This is a genomic window from Streptomyces sp. NPDC000983, from assembly GCF_040299205.1.
Taxonomy (GTDB): Bacteria; Actinomycetota; Actinomycetes; order Streptomycetales; family Streptomycetaceae; genus Streptomyces.
The window spans coordinates 1-24,353 of the sequence record NZ_JBEPBM010000042.1; the positions used below are offsets into that span (position 1 = coordinate 1).

Below are 24,353 nucleotides of genomic sequence, written 5' to 3' on the forward strand. Positions count from 1 at the left end.
GGAGGGACAGGTGGCTCCGCCACATGTCCCTCCACGCCGCACGCCGAGCGCACGCACCGAACGCCGCTCCTTCTGCCACGGAGATCCATCAGAAGGACCCTAGGTCCTGTCGGCCGGTTCCGCCTCCGGTACCGGTCTGCGCAGCAGATAGACGCCCGCCGCCGACACCAGCAGGGCCATGCAGGCGATGAACACCAGCCCCGCGCCCTCCAGTCCGATCGGCTCCACCAGCAGCCCCACGCCGATCACCGGCACCGAGATGCCCGTGTAGGCGACGACGAACAGTGCCGAGATCACCGCGGCCCGCCGGTCCGCCTCGGACACCCGCGCCACCGCGGACAGCGCGCCGCGGAACGACAGGCCCTGCCCGGTACCGCCGACGACCGCGCTCAGCACCACCAGCGCCAACAGGTCCCAGTGCAGGGCGCCCGCGAGGAGTGCCAGGCCCGCGAGGAGCAAGGCGCAGCCGAGCGGCAGCGACCGGGCGACGCCGACCCGGCCGACGGCGAGCTGCCCGGCCGTGGAGGAGAAGAAGGCGAGTGCGACGACGAGTCCGCTGACCGCGTGGTCGCGCACGCCGAGGGAGTGGGCGAGGAAGGAGGGGCTGACCGAGGTGAAGACCCCGAACAGGGCGAAGCCCACGAAGGACGCCGCGGCCGCCGGCCCGAACACGGCCCGCACCCGGGGCGGCAGCCCGGGGCGTTGCGGCCGTACCGTGCTCAGGGGCTTGCGGTCGCGCACCGTCTCCGGCAGCAGCGTCAGCACCGCCGCCGAGACCGCGACCATGCCGAGATGGACGACGAACGGCAGGTGGAGCGGCCGGTCGGCGTACTGCGCGAGCACCCCGGCGAGCAGCGGGCCGCACCCGAGGCCGCCCATGTTCGCGGCGGTCGCCACGAACGTCGCCCGTGGGGAGCCGCGCGGCGCCAGTTCGATGACGTACGCGGAGGCGGCGCCGGTGAACAGGCCGGCGGACAGGCCGGACAGCAGCCGCCCGGCGTAGAGCCAGCCCAGCGCGGTGGCGCACAGGAAGCAGACCGCGCTCGCGGCCGCGCAGGCAAGCCCCCACCACAGGACCGGGCGCCGGCCCACGGCGTCCGAGGCGTCGCCCGCGAGGAGGAGCACGCCGATGACCCCGAAGGCGTAGACGGAGTAGACGACCGTGACGGTGAGTTCGTCGAAGCCGAACTTCTCCTGGTACAGGCCGTAGAGCGGGGTCGGGAGCGTGGTGCCCGCCATGCAGACCGCGAACACGGCCCCGGCGAGCAGACAGGGCCGCCAGCCTCGAAGATCACCGTCCATGGCCCCGACCGTAACCGCCGACGGCCCCGGCCTCCGGGATCAGCCGGACCGCGCGCCGTCCGTGGCATCCGTGGCGTCCGTGAGGGCGACCCGGGCGGTGACCCGCTTGCCCACCGGTTCCCGGCTCACCTCGAATCCGTCGGCGACGGCCATCACGATCTCCAGGCCGTGCCGGCCCACCCGGCCGGGGTCCGCGCCGCGGGCGAGCGGCAGCATCGGTTCGGAGTCCCACACCACGACCTCGACCAGGTCGCCGACGATCCGCAGGTCCATCGCGATGGGTCCGGGCGCGTACTTGCGGGCGTTGGTGACCAGTTCGCTGACCACCAGCTGGGTGAGTTCGACGCTCCGCTGCGAGACCGGCAGCCCCAGCGCGCTGCGTGCCCTGGTGAGGAAGGCGGCGGCCAGATGGCGGGCCTGCGCGATGCAACTGCCGTCCCCGTCCAGCGCGACGGCGGTCTGCATGACCTCCGGCGCCGTGCCGTCCTGGTCCACCGGCACTGTTCCCATAACCGCCGCCTCCGCTACCCCGTTCGTACGACGCTCGTACCCGCGTGACCGCAAACAACGCCCGGCTCCCCCGCACCGGGAAACCCCTGGCCGGAGCGCATGCTCACGACACTTGCGGGGCATGCGTCCCGGGCGCGGGCCGGGTCGGACACGGCCTGGGGCAAGTGCCAGTATCACAGACGTGGTCGGAGGACGAATGATGGATGCCCAACGAGCCGAGCAGACACCGTGGCACGGCCTCACGGTCACGACCACCGTCATGGAGGGCGTCCAGGTGCTCACCCTGACCGGCGAGGTCGACCACGACACCAGCCCTCAGCTGCGATCGGCCGCCAAGGAGGCCTGCGCGGCCGGCCGGCCGCGCATCGTCGCGGACCTGAGCCGGGTCACCTTCATGGACTCCAGCGGGCTCAACATACTGATCGCGGCCCACCGCGACGCCTCGGAGGCCGGCGGCTGGCTGCGGATCGCCGCGCCCGTACCGTCGGTGCTGCGGACCCTGCGGCTGGTGGGTGTGGACGAGGTCATCCCCTGCTCCTCAACGGTGCAGGACGCGCTGGGCCCTTGACGGACCGTGCGGGGGGGGCGCCGCCGCCGGAGCGCTCCGACGGCGGCCCGCCGCACCGTGGCCCGCCGACCGGTCACGGGGACGGCCCTCTTGCGAGGGCTGCGGGCGCTGCCCGCACGGCCGTCGTCTGCCCGGACTCACCGGGTCCACACACCCGGCGGCCCGCACCCTTTCCGAACCCGTCGGAGCGTGTGGGGGACTTGGAGAAAAAGTTCTGAGATCTCTCCGAGAACGCAGGCATGTTGTGTTCGCGACCGGGTAGCCGCGCTCTTGTCGGCCCCTCACGGGAGTGGGCCCCGACCGCTGGGAGGACCTGGGATGACGACGGCACTCGTCGGTACGGCGACTGAGTCCGGTACGGAGCTGCCTCACCTGGCAGACCCTCAGAAGATCGCGCCCCAGGACGCACGCGCACTGACGAAGACCTTCTTCGACCGGCTCGCCGTGCTGGAGGAGGGCACTCCGGAGTACCAGTACGCGCGCAACACGCTGATCGAGATGAACATCTCGCTGGTGCGCTTCGCCGCCCGCCGGTTCCGCAGCGGCGGGCAGGACATGGAGGACATCGTCCAGGTCGGCACGATCGGCCTGATCAAGGCGATCGACCGGTTCGAGATCTCCCGTGACGTGCAGTTCACCAGTTTCGCGGTGCCGTACATCGTCGGTGAGATCAAACGCTTCTTCCGCGACACCTCCTGGTCCGTCCATGTGCCGCGCCGGCTCCAGGAGGCGCGCACCGAACTGGCGCGGGCCAGCGAGGAGCTGCGCAGCCGGCTGGGCCGTTCGCCGAAGGTGTCGGAGCTGGCCGCCCTGATGAACCTCTCGGAGGAGGAGGTCGTCGAGGCGCAGATCGCGGCCAACGGGTACAACTCGGCCTCGCTGGACGCCGCGATCACCGGTGACGCCGACGAGGGCGAGGCGGCGCTGTCGGAGTTCATCGGCGAGGAGGACACCGCCCTCGAACTCGTGGAGAACATCCACGCGCTCGCTCCCCTCGTCGCCGAACTGGACGAGCGGGACCGGCTGATCCTGCACCTGCGGTTCGTGGAGGAGCGGACTCAGGCGCAGATCGGCGAGGAGCTGGGGGTCTCGCAGATGCACATCTCGCGTCTCATCACCCGCATACTGGCCCGTCTGCGCTCGGGGCTGCTCACCACCGAGTGACGGCACGCGCCACCGTAGGTCTCCCCTGCCCGGTCGGCACCGGGCCCGCTCACCGGCGGGTCTGGTCCCGGCCGGGCAGTCGTACGACGGTCACGAAGAACTCGTCGATCTGGCGCACCGCGGCGATGAACTGGTCGAGGTCGACGGGCTTGGTGACATAGGCGTTGGCGTGCAGCTTGTAGCTGCGCAGGATGTCCTCCTCGGCCGCCGACGTGGTGAGGACCACCACGGGGATGTGGGCGAGTTCCGGGTCGGACTTGATGCGTTCGAGGACCTGACGGCCGTCGTACTTGGGCAGGTTGAGGTCGAGCAGGATCAGATCCGGGGTCGGCGCCTGCCCGTACTCGCCGCGCCGGTAGAGGAAGTCGAGGGCCTCCTCGCCGTCGCGGACGACGTGCAGGGTGTTGCCGATCTTGTTGTCCTCGAATGCCTCGCGGGTCATCAGTTCGTCGCCCGGGTCGTCCTCGACGAGCAGGACCTCGATGGGCTGTGCGGCGGGCGCGGTCATACGGGTTGTCCTTCCGGGACGGTACGGCCGGTCTCGCCGGCGTCCGCGGCGGCGGTGCCGTCGGAGGCGGCGGCCGGGGCCGCGGGCAGGGTGAACAGGAAACGGGTGCCGTCGGTGTGGGCGGTGTCGATCCAGATGCGTCCGCCGTGGAACTCCACGATCTTCTTGCAGAGCGCCAGCCCGATGCCCGTCCCCGAGTAGGTGTCCCGGCCGTGCAGCCGCTGGAAGATGACGAACACCTTCTCGGCGAACTCCTCGGCGATGCCTATGCCGTTGTCGGTCACGCTCAGCCGCCAGGCCGGGCTGCCCTCCTCGGCCTCGGGATCGGGCTCGCAGGTGATGGAGACCCGGACCGGGCGGTCGGCGTGGCGGAACTTCACGGCGTTACCGACCAGGTTCTGCCAGAGCATGACGAACAGGGTCGGGTCGCCGCAGACCTCGGGCAGGGGGCCGGAGCGTTCGACTACCGCTCCGGACTCCTCGACGGCGGCGCGAAGGTTGGCCAGGGCCTTGTCCAGGCTCTGGTCCAGCGCCACGGACAGGCTGGCGTCGTTGACCCGGCCGACGCGGGAGAAGGTGAGCAGGTCGTTGATGAGGACCTGCATGCGCTTGGCGCCGTCGACGGCGAAGGCGATGTACTGGATGCCCCGTTCGTCCAGCTGGTCGCCGTAGCGTTTCTCGAGCAGCTGGCAGAAGGAGGCAACCTTGCGGAGCGGCTCCTGGAGGTCGTGCGAGGCGACGTAGGCGAACTGTTCGAGTTCGGCGTTGGACCGGCGCAGTTCCACCGCCTGGGCGTCGAGGTCGTCGGCCTGCCGGGCCAGGTGCTCCTGCTGGACGCGGGAGGCGTCGAGTTCGGTCACCAGGCGCCGGCGCATGGCCTCGACGTCGGTGGCCATGGCCCGGATGTCGGCGGGTCCCCCGGCGGGGATGCGGTGTGTGAAGTCGCCGCGGGCGACGCGGCGGGACGCGGTCCGCAGCCGTCCCAGGGGCCGGGCGACCAGGACGTGCACCAGCACCGCCAGCGCCACGCCGGTGAGCAGGAAGGCGGCGACCAGACCGCTCAGCACCCAGTTGCGGACGGTGCGCACCTGCGACAGCTCGCTGCGGCTGTCGTTCCTGGCCTCCTTGAGGTGTCGGTTCTGTTCGGTGAACAGCCTGCGGATGTCGTCGAAGGCGGCCTTCCCGCTCGCCGTGGCGACGGCGTCGGTGGGGCGGGGGTCTCCGGGGGTGACGCCGGCGATGAGCGGGTCGGCGTAGGTGCGGCGCCAGTCCTCCGCCGCGCTCTCGATGCGGTCGAGGTCGGCGCGCAGGGTCGTCCGGTCGCCGATCAGCTTCCGCAGCCGGTCCGCCGCGTCGTGCTCGGCGCGCTGGCCGTCGGTGTAGGGGGTGAGGAACTGCCGGTCGGCGGCGAGGACGTAGCCGCGGGCGCCGGTCTCCTGGTCGAGCAGGGCGTTCTGCATCTGCAGCGCCTCGGAGCGGGCGGGCTGGATCTCCTCTATGAGCCGGTCGGAGACCCGGGCGGTCCTGGCCAGCAGTTCGGAGCCGACCACCGAGCCGGTCACGACCAGCGCGATCATCACGGCCAGGGCGACGTGGAACCAGCCCTGCACGGTGATACGGCTGCGACGGCTGGGGTCCTCCGGGGCGAAGGGCTCCGCGGGGGGAGGCGTGGTCACGTTCGGTCTTCCTGCTTCCCTCGGGTGGTCCGGCGCAGATGCAGCACGGCGACGTCGTCGGCGAGGCCGCCGTAGGCCTCGGCCAGTTCCTCGGCGCGGCCGATCAGCCCGTCCACGAACGCCTCCGCGGGCAGGGTCGCCAGCGAGCGGGCCAGCTCCAGCAGGCCCTCCTCGCCGAGGCGCTCGCGCCCCGGCCCGATACGGCCCTCGAAGAGGCCGTCGGTGAAGAGCACCAGGCCGGCGTCGTCGTCCGGCAGGGCCAGCTCCGCCACCGGCCAGCGTGCCACACCGCCGGGCAGCACCCCCAGGGCGGGTCCGCCGTCGACCTCGACCCACTCGACGCGGTCGCCGCTGCGCAGCAGCAGGCCGGGGTGGCCCGCCCGCATCACCCGCGTCGAGCGGCCGTCGGGCGGCACCTCGACGCTGGTGAGGGTGGCGAAGATCTGCTCCCCGGTGCGCTCGGCGAGCAGGATCTCCTCCAGGGTGCGCAGTTGGCGGGCGCCTGTGACGCCGCTGAAGACCAGGGTCCGCCAGGCTATGCGCAAGCCCACGCCCAGCGCCGCCTCGTCGGGGCCGTGGCCCGAGACGTCCCCGATGAGGACGTGGACGCTGCCGTCGGGGGTCTGCACGACGTCGTAGAAGTCCCCGCCGAGCAGGGCCTGTTCGCGGCCGGGGAGGTAGCGCGCGACCACCTCCGGGCCGGCCGCGTCCCGCAGCAGGGGGGTGGGCAGCAGGCCGCGTTCGAGCCGCCGGTTCTCCTCCGCCCTCAGCTGGCCCGCCTGGAGGGCCGCGGCGGCCTGCTCGGCGAGCTTGCGCTGGATGGCGTAGCGGATCGCGCGGCCGAACAGCTCCGCCTCGACGCGCCCCTTGACCAGGTAGTCCTGGGCCCCCGCGGCGACCGCGGCGAGCCCGGTGCTCTCCTCGGCCAGCCCGGTCAGCACCACCACGGCGACATCGGCGTACTGCCGTACCGTGGCGACGCCCTCGAGGCCCTTGGAGTCGGGCAGGTGCAGGTCGAGCAGGACGCAGTCCGGGGACGCCGTGGTCAGGGCCTCGCGGGCCTCGGCGAGCGAACGCACCCAGGTCAGCCGCATTCCCGGGGAACAGTCGGCGACCAGCTCCTCCACCAGGAGGGCGTCCGCCTCGTCGTCCTCGATCAGCAGGACGGAGGGTTCCTGCCAGTCCCAGGCGGTGCCGTCCACGCCGGCGACGTCCTGAGCGACCCGTACGCCGACAACCCCATGCTGTGTTGGGATCATTCGCTTCCGCTTCACCCTCGATCGCCTCGGCCGAGCCGGTCGATGGCTCGTCATTGCCGTAAGGCAACGAACGAAGACTACTGGCCGCGCGCCGCGCTGTCGTCACCGGCCGGTCAAGATCTGATGGCGGGCCGGGACGGGTGAATGTCCCTGGCGGTCCGGGGATTCGGGTGCCGGGACGCGGTCAGCGGGGCGAGCGGCTGCGCGGTACCCGGACCAAGGGGTGGACCACTCCGTAGAGTTGGTCGATCGCGTCGCGCAGCACCGGGCGGTCCGGGGGCGCGGCCGTCACGAGGGTCTGCTCCAGGAGCTGCCGGCGGCGCTGGCGGGTCGCTTCGAGCACGCACTTGCCGGCGCCGGTGAGGCAGAACTCCCCGGACGGTCCGCGGCGCACGAGCGTACGGCGCTCCAGGCGGTCGCAGAGCCGGTCCGCGGCGTCCCGGTCGACGCCGAGGCCGTCGGCGACGCGGGCGGGGTCGCCCCGTTCCGTCTCCAGCACCAGCAGGCCGCGCATCTGCTCGTCGGAGATGGTGGGCGCGACGTCCTCGTGCGCCTGCCGCCACAGCTCGATCATGGACTCGGCGATCTGGTCCGCGGTGGCGGGTTCGGCGGATTCGGGATCAACTGGCATGGTTCGCCCCTTTCCTTGGTGCCGTCGAGTACCGCGTCTACCCGCCCGACGCCGCTTCAGCCCCGGTCAACCGTTCGAGGCCGTGCCGAGGCCGTGCCGAGGCCGACGCGTGGGACCGCGTAGGCGGGGCATCCGGACACCCGGACAGATGCGGGCCGGAGCAGGCGCCGGCCCGCCCGACACGCCCAGGGGGGTACCACATGATCACCGACAGCGGGCCGGCGGCCCCGGACGAAACCTCGGCGGACGGCCCCGCAGCCCGCAAGCAGCGCCTGCGCCGCCGCCTGGAGCGACTGATAGGCATAGCGGCCACCGAGGGCAACGAGCTGGTGCCGCTGCGCAACGGCGACGAGATCTTCCCCGCGATGCTGGAGGCCGTACGGTCGGCCCGGTACACGATCGACATGATGACGTTCGTGTACTGGCGGGGCCGGATCGCCCACGACTTCGCCGCCGCGCTCGCCGACCGCGCCCGGGACGGTGTGCGGGTGCGGCTGCTGCTCGACGGGTTCGGCGCCAAGGAGATCGAGCAGGAACTGCTGGACCTGATGGAGGCGGCGGGCGTGCAGGTGGCCTGGTTCCGCAAGCCGGTCCGGGTGTCACCGTTCAAGCAGAACCACCGTTGCCACCGCAAGGCGCTCGTCGTCGACGAGGACACCGCGTTCACCGGCGGGGTCGGCATCGCCGAGGAGTGGCAGGGCGACGCCCGCGGGCCCGACGAGTGGCGCGACACCCATGTCCGGCTGCGCGGCCCGGCGGTGGACGGGGTCGCCGCCGCGTTCGCGCAGAACTGGGCCGAGTGCCACGACGAACTCTTCGACGAGCGGGACCGGTTCACGGGCCACGAGCCGGCCGGCGACTCGGTGGTGCAGGTGGTGCGCGGCTCGGCGAGCTTCGGCTGGCAGGACATGCAGACCCTGATCCGGGTGATGCTGACCTCCGCCGAGGAGCGCTTCCGGCTGGCCACCGCCTACTTCGCCCCCGACGCCTACTTCGCCGACCTGCTCTGCGCGACCGCCGCCCGCGGGGTGCGGGTGGAGATCCTGCTGCCGGGCCCGTACACCGACCAGCGGGCCTGTCAGCTCGCCGGCCGGCAGTACTACGGGCGGCTGCTGGAGGCGGGGGTGCGCATCCACCACTTCCAGCCGACGATGATGCACGCCAAGGTCATCACCGTGGACTCGGTGGCCGCGCTGGTCGGGTCGACGAACTTCAACCGCCGGTCCATGGACCACGACGAGGAGGTCATGCTCGCGGTCCTGGACGAGCGGTTCACCGCGGAGCTGGACCGCGACTACGACGCCGACCTGCGGCGCAGTGTCGCCATCGATCCCGCCCGCTGGCGGCGGCGCTCGGCGCTGGAGCGCGTCAAGGAGGCCGCGGTCACTCCGATCCGGCGGTTCCTGTGACCGGCTCGCCGGGCCTGCCGTGCCAGTCCAGGCAGACCACCAGGGCGTCGTCGTCCGGTGCGGCGCCGCCGCGGTGACCGGTCAGCTCCCGCAGCACGGCACGCGGCACCTCGGCGGCGGGGAGCAGCCGGGTGGACTGCATGGCGCGGGCCAGGGCCCCCTCGCCGTACGCCTCGCCCTTGGGCGAGGCCACGGCGTGCACCCCGTCGCTGACGAAGACGAGCCGGTCGCCGGGCTCGACGGAGAACTCCTGCGCCACGTAGTCGGTCTCCTCGAACATGCCGAGCGGCAGCTGCGCCTCGAAGTCGACGGCCTCCACGACGCCGTCGCGCAGCCGCAGCAGCCGGGGCGAGCCGGCGTCCACCACGCGCGCCCGGCCGGTGGCCAGGTCGAAGTCGAACATGAGCACGGAGAGGTAGCAGCGGCCCCGGTAGTGGGCGTAGACGGCCTGGTCGGCCAGGGCCGCCTGGTCGGCGATGCCGATGCCGGCCCGCCGGGCGTTGCGCAGGGCGTTGATGGCCAGGCTGGTCAGCAGGGACGCCTCGATGCCCTCGCCCATGCCGTTGGTGACGTACAGCGTCAGATGGTCGGCGGTGGCCGACCAGTCGTAGTTGTCGCCGAAGATGGCGTACGCGGGCTCCAGTTGGGCGCCGAGTTCGTACTCGGGGCGGGAGCAGGAACTGCCGGGCAGCAGTTGCCACTGCATCTCGGCGGCGAGGGTGAGCCGGTCCCGGCGCCGGGCCCGCAGGTAGCGGTCGGTGTCCCGGTCGGCCACCATCACCTCGCGCCCCAGCACCTCGGCGACCTCGGCCAGTTCGCTCTCCGCGTCGCGGGCCGCGTCCGTGCCGGGCAGGGTCACCGACAGCACGCCGAGCCGGTCGCCGCGCACGCTGACCGGCAGGTGCAGCCGCGCCCGCCCGTCCCTGGTCTCCTCGCGGTACGGCTGCTGGGAGCCGAAGGCGCGGCCGGCGGCACTGCTGTGCACCGACATCGATTCCGCGCTGTCCGGGGGCAGGGACACCGCCTGGAGCACGGAGAGGCCGTAGTCGGCCATGAACAGCTCGACGTCGTCGGCGTCGTACCGGTCGACCAGTACCACGCGCAGGGCGTCGAGCAGTTCGTCGGGAACCGCCGTTCGCAGAGCACGTTCGGCGGCCGCGAATCTGTTCATGACGAGAAGTACACCAACCTTTCACCGGACACACGCGGATCTCGCTCACACCGGGCCGGGTTTCCCAGAAGGGACGGGCGCGCCGCCCTGGGACCGGCCGCCGGGAGCGCCGCTGCTAGTACGCTGACAGGCACCCCAGTGCCTGCGAGAGTGTGATCGTGACTGTCTTCCGCCGCCCCGCGCCCGATGAGGTCGCGCGTGTGACCACCACGGCCGTCGAGCTGCTGGAGGTCGTGTGGGGACGCGCCTCGACGGCACCCACCTCCGCGTCCCAGCTGCGGGTGCTGCACATCCTGGAGCACCACGACGGCATCAACCTGCGGACCCTCGCCGAGTCGCTGGCGTCCACGCCGCCGTCGACGAGCCGACTCTGCGACCGGCTGGTGGCCGCCGGGTTCGTGGAGCGGGTGGTGAGCGCGGAGGACCGGCGCGAGGTGCGGCTGCACCTCAGCGGACCGGGCCGGGGCTTCCTGGCCGACCTGCGCGCCCGCAGGGAGCGGGAGCTGCACAAGGTGCTGGCGCAGATGCCGGCCGCGAAGCGGATCGCGCTGCTGGAGGGGCTGGAGGCGTTCTGCGCCACCGCCGCCACGCAGATACACGACGACGAGGCGGACCCGGGCAGCCGCAGCGCCTGACCGGCCCCTCGCGGGTCGGGGACGGTACGCGGCACCGGGGCGGCGCCCGCGGTGCGGCACCGCAGACCGGCACGCGCGCGGACACGCGCGGCGCTCCGCGTCCAGCTGTGCATGTCCTGTCCTTCCCCCTGCTCGTGCAGCATGTAACTCTGTTGCCTCATGGTCATCATTGTCAAACGGCAACGACCGGCGCCGCCACTGTGACAGCCGCAGCCACTCGAACCCTTGTACCCACAGGCCGCGCCTTACGCGGTGATGTGCGGCATGTCTCCGCGCGTACGCGGCGACTCGGGCCAGACCAGCAGCACGGGACACGGGGCGTGGTCGACGACGTAGCGGCCGGCCGGGCCGAGGCTGTGCGGGCCGAGGTGGGTGCGGTCGCCGTCGCGGGCCAGGATCAGCAGGTCGGCGCCGTCCGCCGCCCGTACGACCTCCTGCTCGGCGCGCCCGGTGCGGGCCACCCGGGTGGCGGGCCGCCCGAGGCGCTCGGCGGCGGCCAGGAGCAGCCGGCGGGCCGAGTCCTCGGCGAGGTGCTCCACCCGGGTGCCCGGGTCGCGCTCGGGGTGGCCGCGGCCCAGCAGTCCCGCGAAGGCGCCGTGCGCGGCGCCCGGGACGTCGGCCGGGGTGATGTGCAGCAGGACGATGCCGGCCTCGGCCGGGGCGTGGGCGCGGGCGGCGTCCACGCAGGCGGGCCAGGTGCCCTCGACGGTCCAGACGACGACGGCCATGGGCGTCAGCCTCCTCCGATCAGCTCCAGTGACACCCACAGTGCCAGCACCGCGGCGGCCAGGCTCGCCGGAACCGTGTACACGCCGAGCCGGGTGAACTCCTTCAACTCGACCTCCCCGTCGTGGGCGTGGACGATCCGCCGCCACAGCAGGGTGGCCAGCGAGCCCGCGTAGGTGAGGTTCGGGCCGATGTTCACCCCGAGCAGGACGGCGAGGACGGCCCCGGGACCGGAGGGCGCGGCCAGCGGGAGCAGCACCAGCACCGCGGGCAGGTTGTTGATCACGTTGGCGAGGACGGCGGCGAGACCGGCGAGCGCGAGCAGTTCCGGCAGGCCCGTGCCCTCGGGGACGAGGTGCCCGAGGGCCTCGTCGAGCCCGTTGTCCACGACCGCCCGGACCACGATGCCGAGGGCGAGGACGAAGGCGAGGAAGGGCACCGAGGCGGCGCCGAGCAGGGCCCTCGGTGTGGTGCGCCGCCGGAACAGGGCCCGGACGGCGAGGGTCAGCGCGCCCGCCAGGGCCGCCCAGGCGGGGTCGACGCCGACGGCCGAGGTCAGCACGAACCCGGCCAGCGTGCAGGCCACGGTGACCAGGGCGAACTTCGGCAGCCGCGGCGGCTCGGCCTCGGCGGGTGCCTCGGCCCCGGCGTCCAGGTCCGCGGCGAAGAAGCGGCGGAACACCAGGTACTCGACGGCGATCGCGGCCGCCCACGGCAGCGCCATCAGCGCGGCGAAGCGGGTGAAGCTCAGGCCGCTGGCGCTGAAGGCCAGCAGGTTGGTCAGGTTGGAGACCGGCAGCAGCAGGGAGGCCGTGTTCGACAGATGGGTGCAGGCGTAGACGTGCGGTTTGGGGCGGGCGCCGAGCCGGGCCGCGGTGACGAAGACGACCGGGGTGAGCAGCACCACCGTGGCGTCCAGGCTGAGCACGGCCGTGATGCCCGACGCGGCCAGGAACACCTGGGCCAGCAGCCGCCGCGGCCGGCCCGCCGCCGTACGGGCCATCCACGCGCCGCAGGCGCGGAACAGCCCTTCGTCGTCGCAGAGCTGGGCCAGGACCAGGACCGCGGCCAGGAAGCCGACCACCGGTCCGAGCCGTTCGACCTCGTCGAGGGCGTCACCGAGGGGGAGCGCGCCGGTGGCGACGAGGAGGGCGGCGGCCGGGACCGCCACCACCGCCTCCGGCCATCCGAAGGGGCGGACGACCGCGCAGGCCAGCACGAGGACGAGCAGGACCACGGACAGGGTCTCCGCGAGCGGGGTGTTCAGGGTCGGGTCCTTCCGCGCGAAGGCGGCCGGGCCGCCCGTACAACACCCCGAACCGTACCCGCAACGGGTTCCCGCCCCTGCTCAGCGGGGTCGTGGCAGGCGTCCTAGCGCACCCGGCCGCGCGGTTTGAGCGGCAGCGCCGGGAGTTCGGGGGCGGGCAGCGGAGCGCCGTCGTACCCCTTCACCTCGCCGAAGCGGGTGCCCTCCGTCCAGTCCCGGCGGGCCTGGACGATCTCCTCCTGGGAGCGGCCGATCCAGTTCCAGAACATGATCAGCTCCTCCTCGAAGGGCTCGCCGCCCAGGAGCATCAGGCCCGCCTCCGACTCGGCGCGCAGCGGGAGTTCGGTGCGGCCGCAGCCGAGGTAGAGCATCGAGCCGGGCAGCACGGGGACGCCGTCGACATGGACCTCCCCGGACATGGCGAGCACCGCGTACTCGAAGTCCGGCTCCAGCGGCAGGCGTACGTCGGCGCCGCGGGCGAGGGCGAGGTCGGCGCCGACCAGGGGCGTGTACGTCGTCCCGGGGGAGGTCGCGCCGTCGAGGCCGCCGAGGACGACGGTGGCGGTCAGGCCGGGGGCCGTGACGGTGGGCAGGTCGGCGTGGTGCTCGAAGCGGGGCTCGGTGTGGCGGTGGCCGTCCGGGAGGGCGACCCAGAGTTGCGCGCCGTGCAGGAAGCGGGCGTGGGAGCGGGGGCTCTCCTCGGAGTGGCTGATCGCCCGGCCCGAGGTCATCAGGCCCAGTTCACGCGGGCGGATCAGCTGGAGGCTGCCGGTGGAGTCGCGGTGCAGCACCTCACCGTCGTGCAGCCAGCTCACCGTCTGCAGGCCCATGTGCGGGTGCGGGGGCACCTGCATACCGGGCTCGTCGGCGATGTCGTCGGGGCCGTAGTGATCGACGAAGCACCAGGCGCCCACCATGCGGCGGCCGAGGTTCGGCAGCAGCCTGCGCACCTCGGAGGACTCGCCGAGCTTGACCCGGCGCGGGCTGAGGAGTTCCCGTACGGGCTCCGCCACGACGAAGCCACGGCCGCCGCACACCGAGGGCGCGGCCTCCCGATCAAGATTGCTCATGCCGCCCAAACTAGACCCGGCGGGGCCGCTCCGTCAGTGAGTCGCCCCGGGCCACCCCCGTGCGGGGGAGAAAATAGTAGCCATGTACATAGTAGCTATGTACTCTATTTTCCATGAGCAAGGGTTCCGAGCAGGCGTCGCCCGGCTATCTGGTGTGGCGGCTTTCGACGAAGTGGCGGGTCGCGGTCGACCGCGCAGTGGCACCACTGGGCCTCACCCACGCGCAGTACGCGCTGGTGGCCTCGCTGTACGGCATGCGGCGGGCCGGGGAGCGGCCCAGCCAGCGGCGAATGGCCGACCACACCGGCCTGGAGCCGCTGTACGTCTCCAAGCTGGCGCGCTCCCTGGAGTCGGCCGGCCTGATCGAACGCACCCGTGACCCCCGCGACCCCCGAGCCGTGCAGCTCGCGCTGACCGAGGCGGGCCGGGAGAAGACACGGCAGGCGATCGACGTCGTCCAGGGCCTGCTCCAGCAGCTACTGGCGCCCCTCGGCGGCCTGGACGCCCCGCGCGCCCTGGAGTTCAGGCGCGATCTCGCGGCCCTGCTCGACGCACCCCTCGATCCGTTCGCCCCGCACGGCGAGTCCGACAAGGAGCAGCCATGACCACCACCACTCCCCCGCTGAACCCCCGCGTCATCGCCCTCGCGCACTACGCGTCCCGCGCCGTCCTGGAGAACGTGCTGGCCCGCCACGGCGTCACCTTCCAGCAGTCCGTCACGCTCCGGTTCGCCGCGATCGCCGAGGGGCCGGTGGAGCGGGCGGGTCTCGTCGGCGACGTCGTCGGCGCGCTGAAGACCGAGCGGGCCGAGGCCGGGGCGGTGGTCGACGAACTGCTCGCCGCGGGGCTGCTGTCCGGCGCGGGCCCGTCCCTGGTCGGGATCACGGAGGCCGGCCGGGCGCTGCACGAGCGGACCTCCGCGGAGACCGCTCCCGTCAGCGCCCGCATCTACGCCGACCTGCCGGAGGAGGACCTGGCGGCGGCGGGACGCGTACTGAGCCTCATCACCGAGCGGGCCAACGCGGAGCTGGCCGCCGGCGCGGCGTAGAACGCCGGACGGGCGGCCGGAGGGAATGGATTCCCTCCGGCCGCCCGTCCCGCGTGAACCTCTAGCGCGCGGCGGCCTTGGCGCGGCCGCGCCGGTGGGCGATCTCGCCGAGCACGATGTCGACGGCCAGGAAGGCGACCAGCGATATCCCGAGCAGCGGGACGAAGTAGCCGACCAGGGCGACCACCACCGCCAGCGGTACCAGGATCTGCGGCGGCACCTGCTGCCAGGCGCCGCGCGGGATCGGGCGGCCGAAGGAGGAACCCCGGCCGCGCTGCCACCACATGCGGTAGCCCCACACGATCAGCAGGATCAGCGAGAGCGTCAGCAGCATCAGGGCGATCTGGCTGGCCAGACCGAACAGCACGCCGGTGTGCAGGTCGATGCCCCAGCGGGTCAGCTTGGCGAGCACCGGGTAGTCGTCGAACCGCAGTTCGTCGGTGACCGTGCCGGTGGCGGGGTCCACGGCGACGGAGTCCGCCTTGGTGGGCCAGCTGCGCTGGACCTGCTTGATGACGTACGCCGACTCCGCGTCGGCGGGCGGCACGATCTCCACCGGGTCGCCGAGCCCCTCGGCGCGGGCCGCGGCGAGGACCTTGTCGAGGCCGACGCCGTGCGCCCCGTCCCCGGCGGCCGAGGCGCCGTGCCCGGAGTGCTCGCCGCCCGCGCCCGCCGAGATCGACGGGGTGGCCCCGCCGAGCGAGGTGCGCAGTTCGTCGATGTTGGCGCCGGTGTACTGCGACCAGGTCAGCCCGGTCGCGGAGAGGAAGAGGAACCCGGCGGCGGCCCAGGCGCCGACCGTGCCGTGCAGGCCCAGGGTGCGGCGGCGACCGGTGGTGCCGCGCAGCTTGCGGCGGGCCCGGCGCCGGGAGAACCACAGCACGAGACCGCCGAGGGCCACCACCCACAGCCAGCTCGCGGCGAGTTCGCTGTAGAGCCGGCCGGTCTCGCCGAGCCGCAGATCGCGGTGGAACTCGTCGATCCAGGTGCGCAGCGGCAACGCGCCGGTGGAGCCGTACTGTTCGAGCGAGCCGCGCACCTCGGCGGTGTAGGGGTCGACGAAGACGGCGAGGGTGTGGTCGGGGTCGACGCCCTCGACGCCGGAGAGCATCACCCTGGTGCTGGCGTCGTCCTCGGGCGAGGGGCGCACGGCCGCGACCGTGCCCTCGGGGTGGGCCTCGCGGGCGGCGGCGACCTGTTGGGAGACCGGCAGCTTCTCCTCGCCCACGGGGACGGTCAGTTCGTGCGCGTACACGATCTTCTCGGCCGGGAACGAGGCGGCGTACAGGAAGCCGGTCGCGGCGGCGACGAGCAGGAACGGGGCGATGAGCACGCCGGCGTAGAAGTGCAGGCGGAGCACGAGCGGGCGCAGCGTGGCCCAGGTGCGGCGGGCCGGCGCCGGGGCGGCTTCGGCGGTGCGGGCCTCGTCCGAGGGGGGTCCCCCCGCTGAATCGGAGCCGGATGGGGGCGAGGTCGAGGGAGCGGTGGACATCGGGGGCCTCTCCGGGGGGGGGCTGGGGACGCTTGTCGTGCGGTAGCGGTCCAGTAGTCGGGGCGTACGGCCCCGGAGTTCCCGCGCATTTCTGTGACCTGAGTCACAGGGTGAGGGATCGTGGCATCCTGAGTCGATGGCAGCACCGAACGCGCACCCGCCCCTGACCGAACTCGTCGAGCAACTCCTCTCCCTCGGGGGCCCGTTGCCGATCGTCGCGGCCGGCGACCCGGTGCTGCGGCGCGGCACCGGGCGCTACGACGGCCAGTTGCCGCCCGCCCTCCTGGCCCGCTTCGTCGAGGCCCTGCGCCTGACCATGCGCGCGGCCCCCGGCGTGGGTCTGGCGGCCCCGCAGGTCGGGGTGCCGTTGCGGATCGCGGTGATCGAGGACCCGGCGCCGGTGACCGAGGAGGTGCGCCTGGTCCGCGGCCGGGTGCCCCAGCCGTTCCGGGTCCTGGTCAACCCCGCCTACCAGCCCCTCGGGCCCGGCCGGGCCGCGTTCTTCGAGGGCTGTCTGAGCGTGCCGGGCTGGCAGGCGGTGGTGGCCCGGCCGGCCGAGGTGCGGCTGACCGGGCAGGACGAGCACGGTCGCGCCCTGGACGAGGTGTTCGCCGGCTGGCCCGCCCGGATCGTGCAGCACGAGACGGACCATCTCGACGGCGCCCTCTACCTCGACCGGGCGGAGCCGCGCTCGCTGTCCTCGGCCCGGTCGATGGCCGAGCGCTGGGCCCAGCCGACCCCGAAGGAGGCGGCGGCCGCGCTCGGCTTCGACCTGCCGGACTGAGCCCGGCCGGACCTCAGTTGTCCCGGTAGGTCTCCAGCAGCCGCAGCCACACCTCGCTGATCGTCGGGTAGGCGGGGACCGCGTGCCACAGACGGCTGAGGGGGACCTCGCCCGCGACCGCGACCGTCGCGGAGTGGATGAGTTCGCCGACCCCGGGGCCGACGAAGGTGACGCCGAGGAGGATCTCGCGTTCCAGGTCGACGACCATGCGGGCGCGGCCCCGGTAGCCGTCGCCGTAGAGGGAGGCGCCGGAGACGTTGGCGAGGTCGTAGTCGACCGCGCGGACCCGGTGCCCCGCCTGTTCGGCCTCGGCGAGGGAGAGGCCCACGGCGGCGGCCTCGGGGTCGGTGAAGACGACCTGCGGGACGGCGGCGTGGTCGGCGGTGGCGGTGTGGGCGCCCCAGGGGTCCGACTCCAGGAGGGGGACGCCAAAGGCGCGGGCTGCGATGGCGGCGCCCGCGATCCGCGCCTGGTACTTGCCCTGGTGGGTGAGGAGGGCGCGGTGGTTGACGTCGCCGACGGCGTAGAGCCAGTCGCTGCCGGTGACGCGCAGGCTGTCGTCGACGGGGAGCCAGGAGCCGGGGTCCAGGCCGATGGAGTCCAGGCCGATGTCGTCGGTGCGCGGGGCGCGGCCGGTGGCGAAGAGGATCTCGTCGGCCTCGATCCGGTCGCCGCCGTCGGTGACGACCACGACCGTGCCGTTCTCCCTGGTCACGGAGGCGACCGAGGTGCCGGTGCGGACGTCGGCGCCCGCCTCGGCGAGGGCCTCGGCGACCAGCTCGCCGGCGAACGGCTCCATGCGGGAGAGCAGCTTCTCGCCCCGGACCAGGAGGGTGACGCGCGAGCCGAGGCCCTGCCAGGCGCAGGCCATCTCCACGGCGACCACGCCGCCGCCGACCACGACCAGCCGGCCGGGTGCCTCCTTGGCGCTGGTGGCCTCCCGGCTGGTCCAGGGCCTCACCTCGGCGAGACCGGGCAGCGCCGGCAGCACGGCGCGGGTGCCGGTGCACACGGCCACCGCGTGCCGGGCGGTCAGGACGCGTTCCGTGCCGTCCGCGCCGGTCACCGTGACCGTGCGGGCGCCGGTGATCCGGCCCTGGCCGCGGTAGAGGTCCGCGCCGATGCTGTCGAGCCAGCCGACCTGCCCGTCGTCCTTCCAGTGCGAGGTGAACCCGTCCCGTCGGGCGGTCACCCGCGCCGTGTCGAGGGGCCCCTGCACGGCGGCGCTCAGGCCGGGCAGGCGGCGGGCGTCGGCCTGGGCGAGGACCGGGCGCAGCAGGGCCTTGCTGGGCATGCAGGCCCAGTACGAGCATTCGCCGCCGACCAGTTCGCTCTCCACGACCGCGGTGGACAGACCGGCCGCGCGCGTGCGGTCGGCCACGTTCTCCCCCACGGGCCCGGCACCGAGGACTACCACGTCGTAAGCGTTGGGTTCCGTTTCCGTCATGGGGCCAGTCTGGTGGGTGGTGTGCGCCGGGGCCACACGGGTACGTGCGCGGATGCGTGACCGACAGCGCACGGAATACCCGCCGGTCCGGCCGTGTTGTGCGGACGGCTCGCCCCGACTCCAGGAAGAGGGATCAACGCCATGAGCAGCACCGTGGAGCTCACCAAGGAGAACTTCGACCAGACGGTCACGGAGAACGAGTTCGTCCTGATCGACTTCTGGGCGTCCTGGTGCGGCCCGTGCCGGCAGTTCGCCCCGGTCTACGAGAAGGCGGCCGAGGAGAACGCGGACCTGGTCTTCGGCAAGGTGGACACCGAGGCGCAGCCCGAGCTGGCGGCGGCCTTCGGCATCCAGTCCATCCCGACCCTGATGATCATCAGGGATCAGGTCGCCGTGTTCGCGCAGCCGGGCGCCCTGCCCGAGGCCGCCCTGACGGACGTCATCGGACAGGCCCGCAAGCTGGACATGGACGAGGTCCACAAGGCGGTCGCCGCCCAGCAGGCCCAGGCCGAGCAGGCCAAGGCGGAGCAGCCCGAGGACGGGCAGACCAAGGCCGAGCAGAACGGCCAGTAGGCCCGGGCCGCGCGGCTCAGAACGGGTACGGCGCCACGTCGCCGCGCACCGTCGTCCAGCGCACGTCGGTGAAGGCCTCCAGGTTGGCCTCGCCGCCGAACCGGGCGCCGGTGCCGGAGGCGGCCGTGCCGCCGAAGGGTGCCACGGCCTCGTCGTTCACGGTCTGGTCGTTGATGTGCACGATGCCGGTCGGGATGCGCTCGGCGAGGGCCAGTCCGCGGGCCGCGTCCCCGGTGACGATGCCGAGGGAGAGACCGTAGGCGCTGTCGGCCGCGAGGGCCGCCGCCTCGTCGAGGGTGGTGAAGGGCCGGACGGGGGCGACCGGGCCGAAGACCTCCTCGGCGTAGGCCGGGGTGTCGTCGGAGGCGTCCGCGAGGACCGTGGGCCGGTAGAACAGCCGGTCGTGGCTGCCGCCGGCGGCGAGCCGGGCGCCCCGGGCGGCGCTGGCCTCGACCAGTCCGTGCACCTTGGCGAGCTGCCCGTCGTCGATGAGCGGACCGAGGTGGACCTGGTCGCGGTGCGGGTCACCGACGGCGAGCGAGTCGGCCTTGGCGGCCAGCCGCTCGACGTACTCGCCGTACACCGACCGGTGCACCAGGTGGCGGCCGGTCGTCATGCAGATCTGCCCCTGGTGGAAGAACGATCCCCAGGCGGCGGTGGAGATCACCGCGTCGAGGTCGGCGTCCTCCAGCACGATCAGGGCGGAGTTGCCGCCCAGCTCCAGATGGGCTCGCTTGAGATGGCGTCCGGCGGCCTCGCCGACGGCCCGGCCCGCCGCGGTGGACCCGGTGAAGGAGATCACCGGCACCAGCGGGTCGGCGACCAGGGCGGCGCCCGCCTGCGCGCCGCCCGGCAGGACGTGCAGCAGCCCCTCGGGCAGGCCCGCCTCGGCGAAGACCGCGGCCAGGGCCAGGCCGCCGCAGACCGCGGTGCGCGGGTCCGGCTTCAGCACGACGGCGTTGCCGAGCGCGAGCGCGGGGGCGACCGAGCGGATGGAGAGGATCAGCGGCGCGTTGAACGGGGCGATCACACCGACCACGCCGACCGGGACCCGCCGGGTGTACGACAGCCGGGGCGCCTCGCTGGGGAGCACCTGTCCGGCCGGGCGGGAGGCGAGGGCCGCGGCCTCGTAGCACTCCTGGGCGGCGACGTGCAGTTCGAAGTCGGCCTTGCCGGGGATGGACCCCGATTCGCGGACCAGCCACTCGCGCAGTTCGTCGGCGTGCTCGGTGAACAGGTCGCCGGCCCGGCGCAGGACCCCGGCCCGCACGAAGTGCGGCAGGCGCGCCCACTCGGCCTGCGCCGCGCGGGCGGCCTCGGCGGCCGGCGCGACGTCCTCGGCGGCGGCGAGGGCGACCGTGCCGAGCGTCTCGCCGGTGGCGGGTTCGGTGACGGTGTGCTCGCCGCCCGCGAGGGGGCGGGGCTGCCAGGACTTGGGGTCGAGCAACGACATGAGAGCTCTCCGTTCGGTCACCGCGGGACTCACTCGGGGAGCGGAAGTCCCGTGTAGTTGGCCGCCAGTTCGGCGGCCGCGTGGCGGGATGCGGTGATCCGGCGCAGACGTGCGAGCTGCATCCGTTGATCGAACGCGTCCCCGTCTGGTTGAGCGTGCAACATCCTAGTCATGTCGTAGGAGAAGCGAGTCGCCTGCCACACGCGGGCCAGACACATTTCCGAGTATCTGTCGATCAGTTGTGAGTCGCCTGTGGAACACCAGGTGGTCAGGGCGCGCGCGAGCACCCGGACGTCGGAGACGGCGAGGTTAAGGCCCTTGGCTCCGGTCGGCGGGACGATGTGGGCGGCGTCCCCGGCGAGCAGCAGCCGGCCGTGCCGCATCGGCTCGTGGACGTAACTGCGCATCGGGGTGACGGACTTGGAGACGACCGGTCCGCGCCGCAGGTGCCAGTCGGCGTCGACGGCGAAGCGGGCGTCGAGTTCGTCCCAGATCCGGTCGTCGGGCCACTCCTCCAGTTCGGTGCCGACCGGGACCTGGAGGTAGAGCCGGGAGACGTACGGCGAGCGCATGCTGTGCAGGGCGAAGCCGCGCTCACCGCGCGCGTAGATCAACTCCTCGCAGGACGGGGGCACTTCGGCGAGGATGCCGAGCCAGGCGTAGGGGTGGTCGTGGGCGTAGGTGCGGCTGACGGCGGCCGGGAACGCCTCGCGCGCCACACCGTGGAAGCCGTCGCAGCCGACGATCCAGTCGCAGGTCAGCGCCTCCTCCCGGCCGCCACGCACATACCGCACGACGGGGCGCCGGCCCTCCGCGTCCTCCACCGCCAGCGCCCGTGCCTCGAACAACAGCGGCGGCCCGTCCGCCAGTTGGAGTGCGACCAGGTCGCGGACGATCTCGGTCTGGGCGTAGATGGTGACGTTGCGGCCGCCGGTGAGGCCGGGGAAGTCGATGCGGTGCCGTTCGCGCTCGAAGCGCAGTTCGATGCCGTGGTGGACCAGGCCCTCGGCGTCCAGGCGCTCGGCGGCTCTGGCCTCCCGCAGGGCGTCGACGGTGCCCTGCTCCAGCATCCCGGCGCGGTGGCGGTTCTCGACGTACTCGCGGCTCCGGCTCTCCAGTACGGCGCAGCCGACGCCGGCGCGGTGCAGCAGACGGGCGAGGAGGAGCCCGGCGGGTCCGCCGCCGATGATGCCGACGGTGGTGCGCATGGCGTGCCTCCCGTGCGTCAGCTGGAGTCGCGGTGCACCACCGAGGCTCCGAGCACCTTGTGCGTCTCGGGCGCGGCGGCGGGGTCGCGGACCGCGCGGTCGACGAGCTCGGCGAGGTCCCGGCCGGACGGGAGCTCGATGTGGACCGTGCTGAGCCGCGGCCGCAGCAGCCGCCCGAGCATCAGGTCGTCGGCGCCGATGACGGCCGTCTCCCCGGGCACGGTGACGCCCTCGTCCTGCAGGGCTCTCATGACCAGCATGGCGTACTCGTCGTTGTACGCGAACACGGAGTCGAGCGCGAGCCGGCGCCAGCGGGCGGCGAGCCGGGCGGCGGCCTCCTCGTCGTAGGCGAGCGGCAGCTCCGTGACGGTGGCGTCGGTGCCGGCGAGGGCGCGGCGCGCCCCGGCGAGGCGGGGCCCGGAGAAGGCCTCCAGGCCCGGTTCTGCGGGCACGACGACGCCGATCCGGCGCCGGCCGCGCTCGTAGAGGTGGCGGCCGGCCGCGTGCCCGACGGCGGAGTGGTCCATCTGGAGGGTGTGGGCGCCCTCGACGCAGTCGGCGCCGATGGTGACCACGGCCCGGGCGCCGGAGCGCTTGAGCAGCGTGACGCCCTGCGGGCCGAGTCCGGAGCCGGGCACCAGGACGGCGACGGGGCGCAGCTCGGCCCAGGCCCGGGCCGCCTCGTCACCGTGCAGGCCGACGCTGCCGTACTGCACGACCGTGTAGTCGAGGCGGCCGAGGGAGGACTGGAGGTCGCTGATGAACTGGCTGTACAGGGGGCCGACCGGGAAGGCCGGGGCGGGCATCAGGACCATCCGGCTGTGCCCGGCGCGCAGGCTGCGGGCGGCCGCGTGCGGGACGTACCCGAGTTCCTTCGCGGCCTCGCGGACGCGGTGCCGGGTGGGTTCGCTGATGCGTACCGCGCTGGTGTTGTTCAGGACGTAGGAGACGGTCGCGCGGGAGACGCCGGCCAGGCGGGCCACGTCGGCACTCGTGGGCACGGAGTGCTGCGCGGCGGACGCGGACGTTCTTGGTATCTGCACCATGAGGTACCGCATCCTTGCAGAAACCGTGAAGCCGCCGTGGGGCGGGCCTACCGGCCGTCGGCCGTGACGCGGTCGACGAGGTCGAGCCAGCCGGCCTCCACGCGTTCCTGCGGCATCGAGCAGACCTTGGTGCGGTAGTGCACCATCGCCGGTTCCAGGTAGGACATCAGGGTCAGGGCGAGGAGTTCGCAGTCGGCGTCGGGGGCGGCCTGGCGCAGCAGGATCAGGACGTGGCCGTGCAGGAAGCGCCGGGGGGCGCTGGAGTAGCGGCGCTCCGGGACGGGCTCGGCGGCGAGCTGGAGTTCCAGTTCGTCGACGGTGCGGCGCAGCAGGGCGCGGCCGAACTCCTTCAGCCGGTCCAGGGGCGGCGCCCCGGGTCCCAGGGGCGGGGGGCCGGAGATCACGGCGGCCTGGAAGTTGCGCTCGGAGTGGTCGAGCAGGGCGGTGAGCAGCCCGGTGCGGTCGCCGAACCGCCGGAACACCGTGCCCTTGCCGACCTGGGCCGCGGCGGCCACCGCCTCCATGGTGACCCCGGCCGCGCCGTGCTCGGCGACCAGCACGGCCGCGGCCTCCAGCAGCCGGGCCCGGTTGCGGGCGGCGTCGGCGCGCAGGCACGGCTCGTCCTCGGGCGGGCCGAGCTGGAGGAGTTCGGGCTCCTCGACGGCGGGGCCCTGGGGCATCGGGAACGGCGGCAGGGGCGCGGACATGAAGTCAGCGTAAAGCATCGGGAGTAAAACTGGACCGCGGTCCGTTTAGGGTGCTAGAAACGAAACGGACCTCAGTCCGGTTACCCCCCTCGTCCCCTGTTTCGTATCGGAGTTCCCATGTCTGTTCGCATCCTCGCGCTCGTCGGCAGCCTTCGCGCCGGTTCGCACAACCGCCAGCTCGCCGAGGCGGCCGTGAAGCTCGCGCCGGAGGGCGCGGAGGTCGAGCTCTTCGAGGGCCTGGCGGAGATCCCGTTCTACAACGAGGACATCGACGTCGAGGGCGACGTCCCGGCGCGGGCCGCGGAGCTGCGCGCCGCCGCCCAGGCCGCCGACGCCTTCCTGTTCTTCTCCCCCGAGTACAACGGCACCATCCCGGCCGTGCTGAAGAACGCCATCGACTGGCTGTCGCGCCCGTACGGCGCCGGCGCCTTCGGCGGCAAGCCGGTCGCGGTGGTCGGTACCGCCTTCGGCCAGTTCGGCGGGGTGTGGGCGCAGGACGAGACCCGCAAGGCCGTGGGCATCGCCGGCGGCAGGGTGCTGGAGGACGTCAAGCTGTCCATCCCCGGCTCGGTGACCCGCTTCGCCGAGACCCACCCGGCCGACGACGCCGAGGTCGCCGCCCAGCTGACCGAGGTCATCGCCCGCGTGCACGGCCACGCCGGTGAGGCCGCGGCCGCCTGAGCCACCGTGTGACGGGGG

The 24,353-nt window shown here is 73.3% G+C and carries 25 protein-coding genes; 9 read left to right on the top strand and 16 right to left on the bottom strand.

Annotated features, from left to right (window positions below):
• Positions 1-99: 99 nt before the first annotated feature.
• A complete protein-coding gene (locus ABT296_RS32340) occupies positions 100-1,302 on the bottom strand; it encodes an MFS transporter (protein WP_351932589.1) in 1,203 nt (400 codons plus the stop codon).
• A 39-nt stretch (positions 1,303-1,341) separates the two neighbouring features.
• A complete protein-coding gene (locus tag ABT296_RS32345) occupies positions 1,342-1,812 on the bottom strand; it encodes an ATP-binding protein (protein WP_351932591.1) in 471 nt (156 codons plus the stop codon).
• 199 nt (positions 1,813-2,011) lie between these two features.
• On the opposite strand from ABT296_RS32345, the gene ABT296_RS32350 reads away from it, so the two are divergent.
• Both ABT296_RS32350 and ABT296_RS32355 read left to right on the top strand, forming a co-directional pair.
• Positions 2,012-2,380, top strand: a complete 369-nt coding sequence (locus ABT296_RS32350) for an STAS domain-containing protein (protein ID WP_351932593.1) — start codon at positions 2,012-2,014, stop codon at positions 2,378-2,380.
• Between the two features lie 318 nt (positions 2,381-2,698).
• Complete coding sequence (locus tag ABT296_RS32355) at positions 2,699-3,544, top strand: RNA polymerase sigma factor SigF (RefSeq protein WP_351932595.1); 846 nt, start codon at positions 2,699-2,701, stop codon at positions 3,542-3,544.
• Between the two features lie 49 nt (positions 3,545-3,593).
• Here ABT296_RS32355 and ABT296_RS32360 read toward each other — a convergent pair whose 3' ends face one another.
• The 4 genes from ABT296_RS32360 to ABT296_RS32375 all read right to left on the bottom strand — a co-directional run bounded on the left by ABT296_RS32360 (position 3,594) and on the right by ABT296_RS32375 (position 7,618).
• Positions 3,594-4,052, bottom strand: coding sequence for a response regulator (locus ABT296_RS32360; RefSeq protein ID WP_351932597.1), 459 nt, complete (start codon positions 4,050-4,052; stop codon positions 3,594-3,596).
• Positions 4,049-5,629, bottom strand: a complete 1,581-nt coding sequence (locus tag ABT296_RS32365) for a sensor histidine kinase (protein WP_351932675.1) — start codon at positions 5,627-5,629, stop codon at positions 4,049-4,051. Before ABT296_RS32365 ends, ABT296_RS32360 begins: the two co-directional genes overlap by 4 nt.
• Before the next feature lie 95 nt (positions 5,630-5,724).
• Positions 5,725-6,987: a PP2C family protein-serine/threonine phosphatase gene (locus ABT296_RS32370; protein WP_351932599.1), complete on the bottom strand. Its 1,263-nt coding sequence runs from the start codon at positions 6,985-6,987 to the stop codon at positions 5,725-5,727.
• A gap of 184 nt (positions 6,988-7,171) precedes the next feature.
• A complete protein-coding gene (locus ABT296_RS32375) occupies positions 7,172-7,618 on the bottom strand; it encodes a winged helix DNA-binding protein (protein ID WP_351932601.1) in 447 nt (148 codons plus the stop codon).
• A gap of 200 nt (positions 7,619-7,818) precedes the next feature.
• On the opposite strand from ABT296_RS32375, the gene ABT296_RS32380 reads away from it, so the two are divergent.
• Positions 7,819-9,027, top strand: coding sequence for a phospholipase D-like domain-containing protein (locus ABT296_RS32380; RefSeq protein ID WP_351932603.1), 1,209 nt, complete (start codon positions 7,819-7,821; stop codon positions 9,025-9,027).
• On the opposite strand, the gene ABT296_RS32385 is transcribed toward ABT296_RS32380, so the two are convergent.
• Complete coding sequence (locus tag ABT296_RS32385; protein ID WP_351932605.1) at positions 9,002-10,198, bottom strand: PP2C family protein-serine/threonine phosphatase; 1,197 nt, start codon at positions 10,196-10,198, stop codon at positions 9,002-9,004. The genes ABT296_RS32380 and ABT296_RS32385 overlap by 26 nt on opposite strands.
• A 200-nt stretch (positions 10,199-10,398) precedes the next feature.
• Between ABT296_RS32385 and ABT296_RS32390 the strand changes: the two genes are divergently transcribed.
• Entirely contained in the window at positions 10,399-10,833 is a 435-nt protein-coding gene (locus ABT296_RS32390; protein WP_351932677.1) for a MarR family transcriptional regulator, read from the top strand.
• A gap of 245 nt (positions 10,834-11,078) precedes the next feature.
• Here ABT296_RS32390 and ABT296_RS32395 read toward each other — a convergent pair whose 3' ends face one another.
• The 3 genes from ABT296_RS32395 to ABT296_RS32405 all read right to left on the bottom strand — a co-directional run bounded on the left by ABT296_RS32395 (position 11,079) and on the right by ABT296_RS32405 (position 13,896).
• Entirely contained in the window at positions 11,079-11,561 is a 483-nt protein-coding gene (locus ABT296_RS32395) for a universal stress protein (RefSeq protein WP_351932607.1), read from the bottom strand.
• 5 nt (positions 11,562-11,566) lie between these two features.
• Positions 11,567-12,826, bottom strand: a complete 1,260-nt coding sequence (locus ABT296_RS32400; protein ID WP_351932679.1) for an SLC13 family permease — start codon at positions 12,824-12,826, stop codon at positions 11,567-11,569.
• Between the two features lie 104 nt (positions 12,827-12,930).
• Positions 12,931-13,896 (bottom strand): pirin family protein, encoded by a 966-nt coding sequence (locus ABT296_RS32405; protein ID WP_351932609.1) that lies wholly within the window; start codon positions 13,894-13,896, stop codon positions 12,931-12,933.
• Positions 13,897-14,009: 113 nt separating this feature from the next.
• On the opposite strand from ABT296_RS32405, the gene ABT296_RS32410 reads away from it, so the two are divergent.
• On the top strand, positions 14,010-14,501 hold the full coding sequence (locus ABT296_RS32410; protein ID WP_351932611.1) for a MarR family winged helix-turn-helix transcriptional regulator: 492 nt from the start codon (positions 14,010-14,012) through the stop codon (positions 14,499-14,501).
• Positions 14,498-14,944 (top strand): MarR family winged helix-turn-helix transcriptional regulator, encoded by a 447-nt coding sequence (locus tag ABT296_RS32415; RefSeq protein WP_351932613.1) that lies wholly within the window; start codon positions 14,498-14,500, stop codon positions 14,942-14,944. The genes ABT296_RS32410 and ABT296_RS32415 overlap by 4 nt, the downstream gene beginning before the upstream one ends.
• A 61-nt stretch (positions 14,945-15,005) precedes the next feature.
• On the opposite strand, the gene ABT296_RS32420 is transcribed toward ABT296_RS32415, so the two are convergent.
• Entirely contained in the window at positions 15,006-16,436 is a 1,431-nt protein-coding gene (locus ABT296_RS32420; RefSeq protein WP_351932615.1) for a PepSY-associated TM helix domain-containing protein, read from the bottom strand.
• 136 nt (positions 16,437-16,572) lie between these two features.
• Between ABT296_RS32420 and ABT296_RS32425 the strand changes: the two genes are divergently transcribed.
• A complete protein-coding gene (locus ABT296_RS32425; protein ID WP_351932617.1) occupies positions 16,573-17,220 on the top strand; it encodes a peptide deformylase in 648 nt (215 codons plus the stop codon).
• 13 nt (positions 17,221-17,233) lie between these two features.
• On the opposite strand, the gene ABT296_RS32430 is transcribed toward ABT296_RS32425, so the two are convergent.
• Positions 17,234-18,667 (bottom strand): dihydrolipoyl dehydrogenase family protein, encoded by a 1,434-nt coding sequence (locus ABT296_RS32430; RefSeq protein ID WP_351932619.1) that lies wholly within the window; start codon positions 18,665-18,667, stop codon positions 17,234-17,236.
• A gap of 141 nt (positions 18,668-18,808) precedes the next feature.
• On the opposite strand from ABT296_RS32430, the gene trxA reads away from it, so the two are divergent.
• A complete protein-coding gene (trxA, locus tag ABT296_RS32435) occupies positions 18,809-19,240 on the top strand; it encodes a thioredoxin (RefSeq protein ID WP_351932621.1) in 432 nt (143 codons plus the stop codon).
• Between the two features lie 16 nt (positions 19,241-19,256).
• Here the strand turns inward: trxA and ABT296_RS32440 are convergent, their stop codons facing one another.
• Genes ABT296_RS32440 through ABT296_RS32455 form a run of 4 tightly spaced genes read right to left on the bottom strand, consistent with a single transcriptional unit; the run spans position 19,257 to position 23,672 of the window.
• The gene (locus ABT296_RS32440) at positions 19,257-20,693 is read right to left on the bottom strand and encodes an aldehyde dehydrogenase family protein (protein WP_351932623.1); all 1,437 of its coding nucleotides are present in this window, start codon (positions 20,691-20,693) and stop codon (positions 19,257-19,259) included.
• 29 nt (positions 20,694-20,722) lie between these two features.
• On the bottom strand, positions 20,723-21,901 hold the full coding sequence (locus tag ABT296_RS32445; protein WP_351932625.1) for a 4-hydroxybenzoate 3-monooxygenase: 1,179 nt from the start codon (positions 21,899-21,901) through the stop codon (positions 20,723-20,725).
• Positions 21,902-21,918: 17 nt separating this feature from the next.
• Positions 21,919-22,947 (bottom strand): LacI family DNA-binding transcriptional regulator, encoded by a 1,029-nt coding sequence (locus ABT296_RS32450; protein ID WP_351932627.1) that lies wholly within the window; start codon positions 22,945-22,947, stop codon positions 21,919-21,921.
• 47 nt (positions 22,948-22,994) lie between these two features.
• The gene (locus ABT296_RS32455; protein WP_351932629.1) at positions 22,995-23,672 is read right to left on the bottom strand and encodes a TetR/AcrR family transcriptional regulator; all 678 of its coding nucleotides are present in this window, start codon (positions 23,670-23,672) and stop codon (positions 22,995-22,997) included.
• Positions 23,673-23,771: 99 nt separating this feature from the next.
• Here ABT296_RS32455 and ABT296_RS32460 point away from each other — a divergent pair, with 99 nt between their 5' ends.
• Positions 23,772-24,335, top strand: coding sequence for an NAD(P)H-dependent oxidoreductase (locus tag ABT296_RS32460; protein ID WP_351932631.1), 564 nt, complete (start codon positions 23,772-23,774; stop codon positions 24,333-24,335).
• Positions 24,336-24,353: the final 18 nt, after the last annotated feature.

Coding starts and splice junctions, on each gene's coding strand:
- ABT296_RS32380 (WP_351932603.1), top strand. CDS start 7,819: ATGATCACCGACAGCGGGCCGGCGGCCCCGGACGAAACCTCGGCGGAC.
- trxA (WP_351932621.1), top strand. CDS start 18,809: ATGAGCAGCACCGTGGAGCTCACCAAGGAGAACTTCGACCAGACGGTC.
- ABT296_RS32450 (WP_351932627.1), bottom strand. CDS start 22,947: ATGGTGCAGATACCAAGAACGTCCGCGTCCGCCGCGCAGCACTCCGTG.
- ABT296_RS32345 (WP_351932591.1), bottom strand. CDS start 1,812: ATGGGAACAGTGCCGGTGGACCAGGACGGCACGGCGCCGGAGGTCATG.
- ABT296_RS32445 (WP_351932625.1), bottom strand. CDS start 21,901: ATGCGCACCACCGTCGGCATCATCGGCGGCGGACCCGCCGGGCTCCTC.
- ABT296_RS32370 (WP_351932599.1), bottom strand. CDS start 6,987: ATGATCCCAACACAGCATGGGGTTGTCGGCGTACGGGTCGCTCAGGAC.
- ABT296_RS32355 (WP_351932595.1), top strand. CDS start 2,699: ATGACGACGGCACTCGTCGGTACGGCGACTGAGTCCGGTACGGAGCTG.
- ABT296_RS32420 (WP_351932615.1), bottom strand. CDS start 16,436: ATGTCCACCGCTCCCTCGACCTCGCCCCCATCCGGCTCCGATTCAGCG.
- ABT296_RS32425 (WP_351932617.1), top strand. CDS start 16,573: ATGGCAGCACCGAACGCGCACCCGCCCCTGACCGAACTCGTCGAGCAA.
- ABT296_RS32460 (WP_351932631.1), top strand. CDS start 23,772: ATGTCTGTTCGCATCCTCGCGCTCGTCGGCAGCCTTCGCGCCGGTTCG.
- ABT296_RS32405 (WP_351932609.1), bottom strand. CDS start 13,896: ATGAGCAATCTTGATCGGGAGGCCGCGCCCTCGGTGTGCGGCGGCCGT.
- ABT296_RS32385 (WP_351932605.1), bottom strand. CDS start 10,198: ATGAACAGATTCGCGGCCGCCGAACGTGCTCTGCGAACGGCGGTTCCC.
- ABT296_RS32430 (WP_351932619.1), bottom strand. CDS start 18,667: ATGACGGAAACGGAACCCAACGCTTACGACGTGGTAGTCCTCGGTGCC.
- ABT296_RS32375 (WP_351932601.1), bottom strand. CDS start 7,618: ATGCCAGTTGATCCCGAATCCGCCGAACCCGCCACCGCGGACCAGATC.
- ABT296_RS32365 (WP_351932675.1), bottom strand. CDS start 5,629: ATGATCGCGCTGGTCGTGACCGGCTCGGTGGTCGGCTCCGAACTGCTG.
- ABT296_RS32415 (WP_351932613.1), top strand. CDS start 14,498: ATGACCACCACCACTCCCCCGCTGAACCCCCGCGTCATCGCCCTCGCG.
- ABT296_RS32410 (WP_351932611.1), top strand. CDS start 14,010: ATGAGCAAGGGTTCCGAGCAGGCGTCGCCCGGCTATCTGGTGTGGCGG.
- ABT296_RS32440 (WP_351932623.1), bottom strand. CDS start 20,693: ATGTCGTTGCTCGACCCCAAGTCCTGGCAGCCCCGCCCCCTCGCGGGC.
- ABT296_RS32455 (WP_351932629.1), bottom strand. CDS start 23,672: ATGCTTTACGCTGACTTCATGTCCGCGCCCCTGCCGCCGTTCCCGATG.
- ABT296_RS32340 (WP_351932589.1), bottom strand. CDS start 1,302: ATGGACGGTGATCTTCGAGGCTGGCGGCCCTGTCTGCTCGCCGGGGCC.
- ABT296_RS32395 (WP_351932607.1), bottom strand. CDS start 11,561: ATGGCCGTCGTCGTCTGGACCGTCGAGGGCACCTGGCCCGCCTGCGTG.
- ABT296_RS32350 (WP_351932593.1), top strand. CDS start 2,012: ATGGATGCCCAACGAGCCGAGCAGACACCGTGGCACGGCCTCACGGTC.
- ABT296_RS32360 (WP_351932597.1), bottom strand. CDS start 4,052: ATGACCGCGCCCGCCGCACAGCCCATCGAGGTCCTGCTCGTCGAGGAC.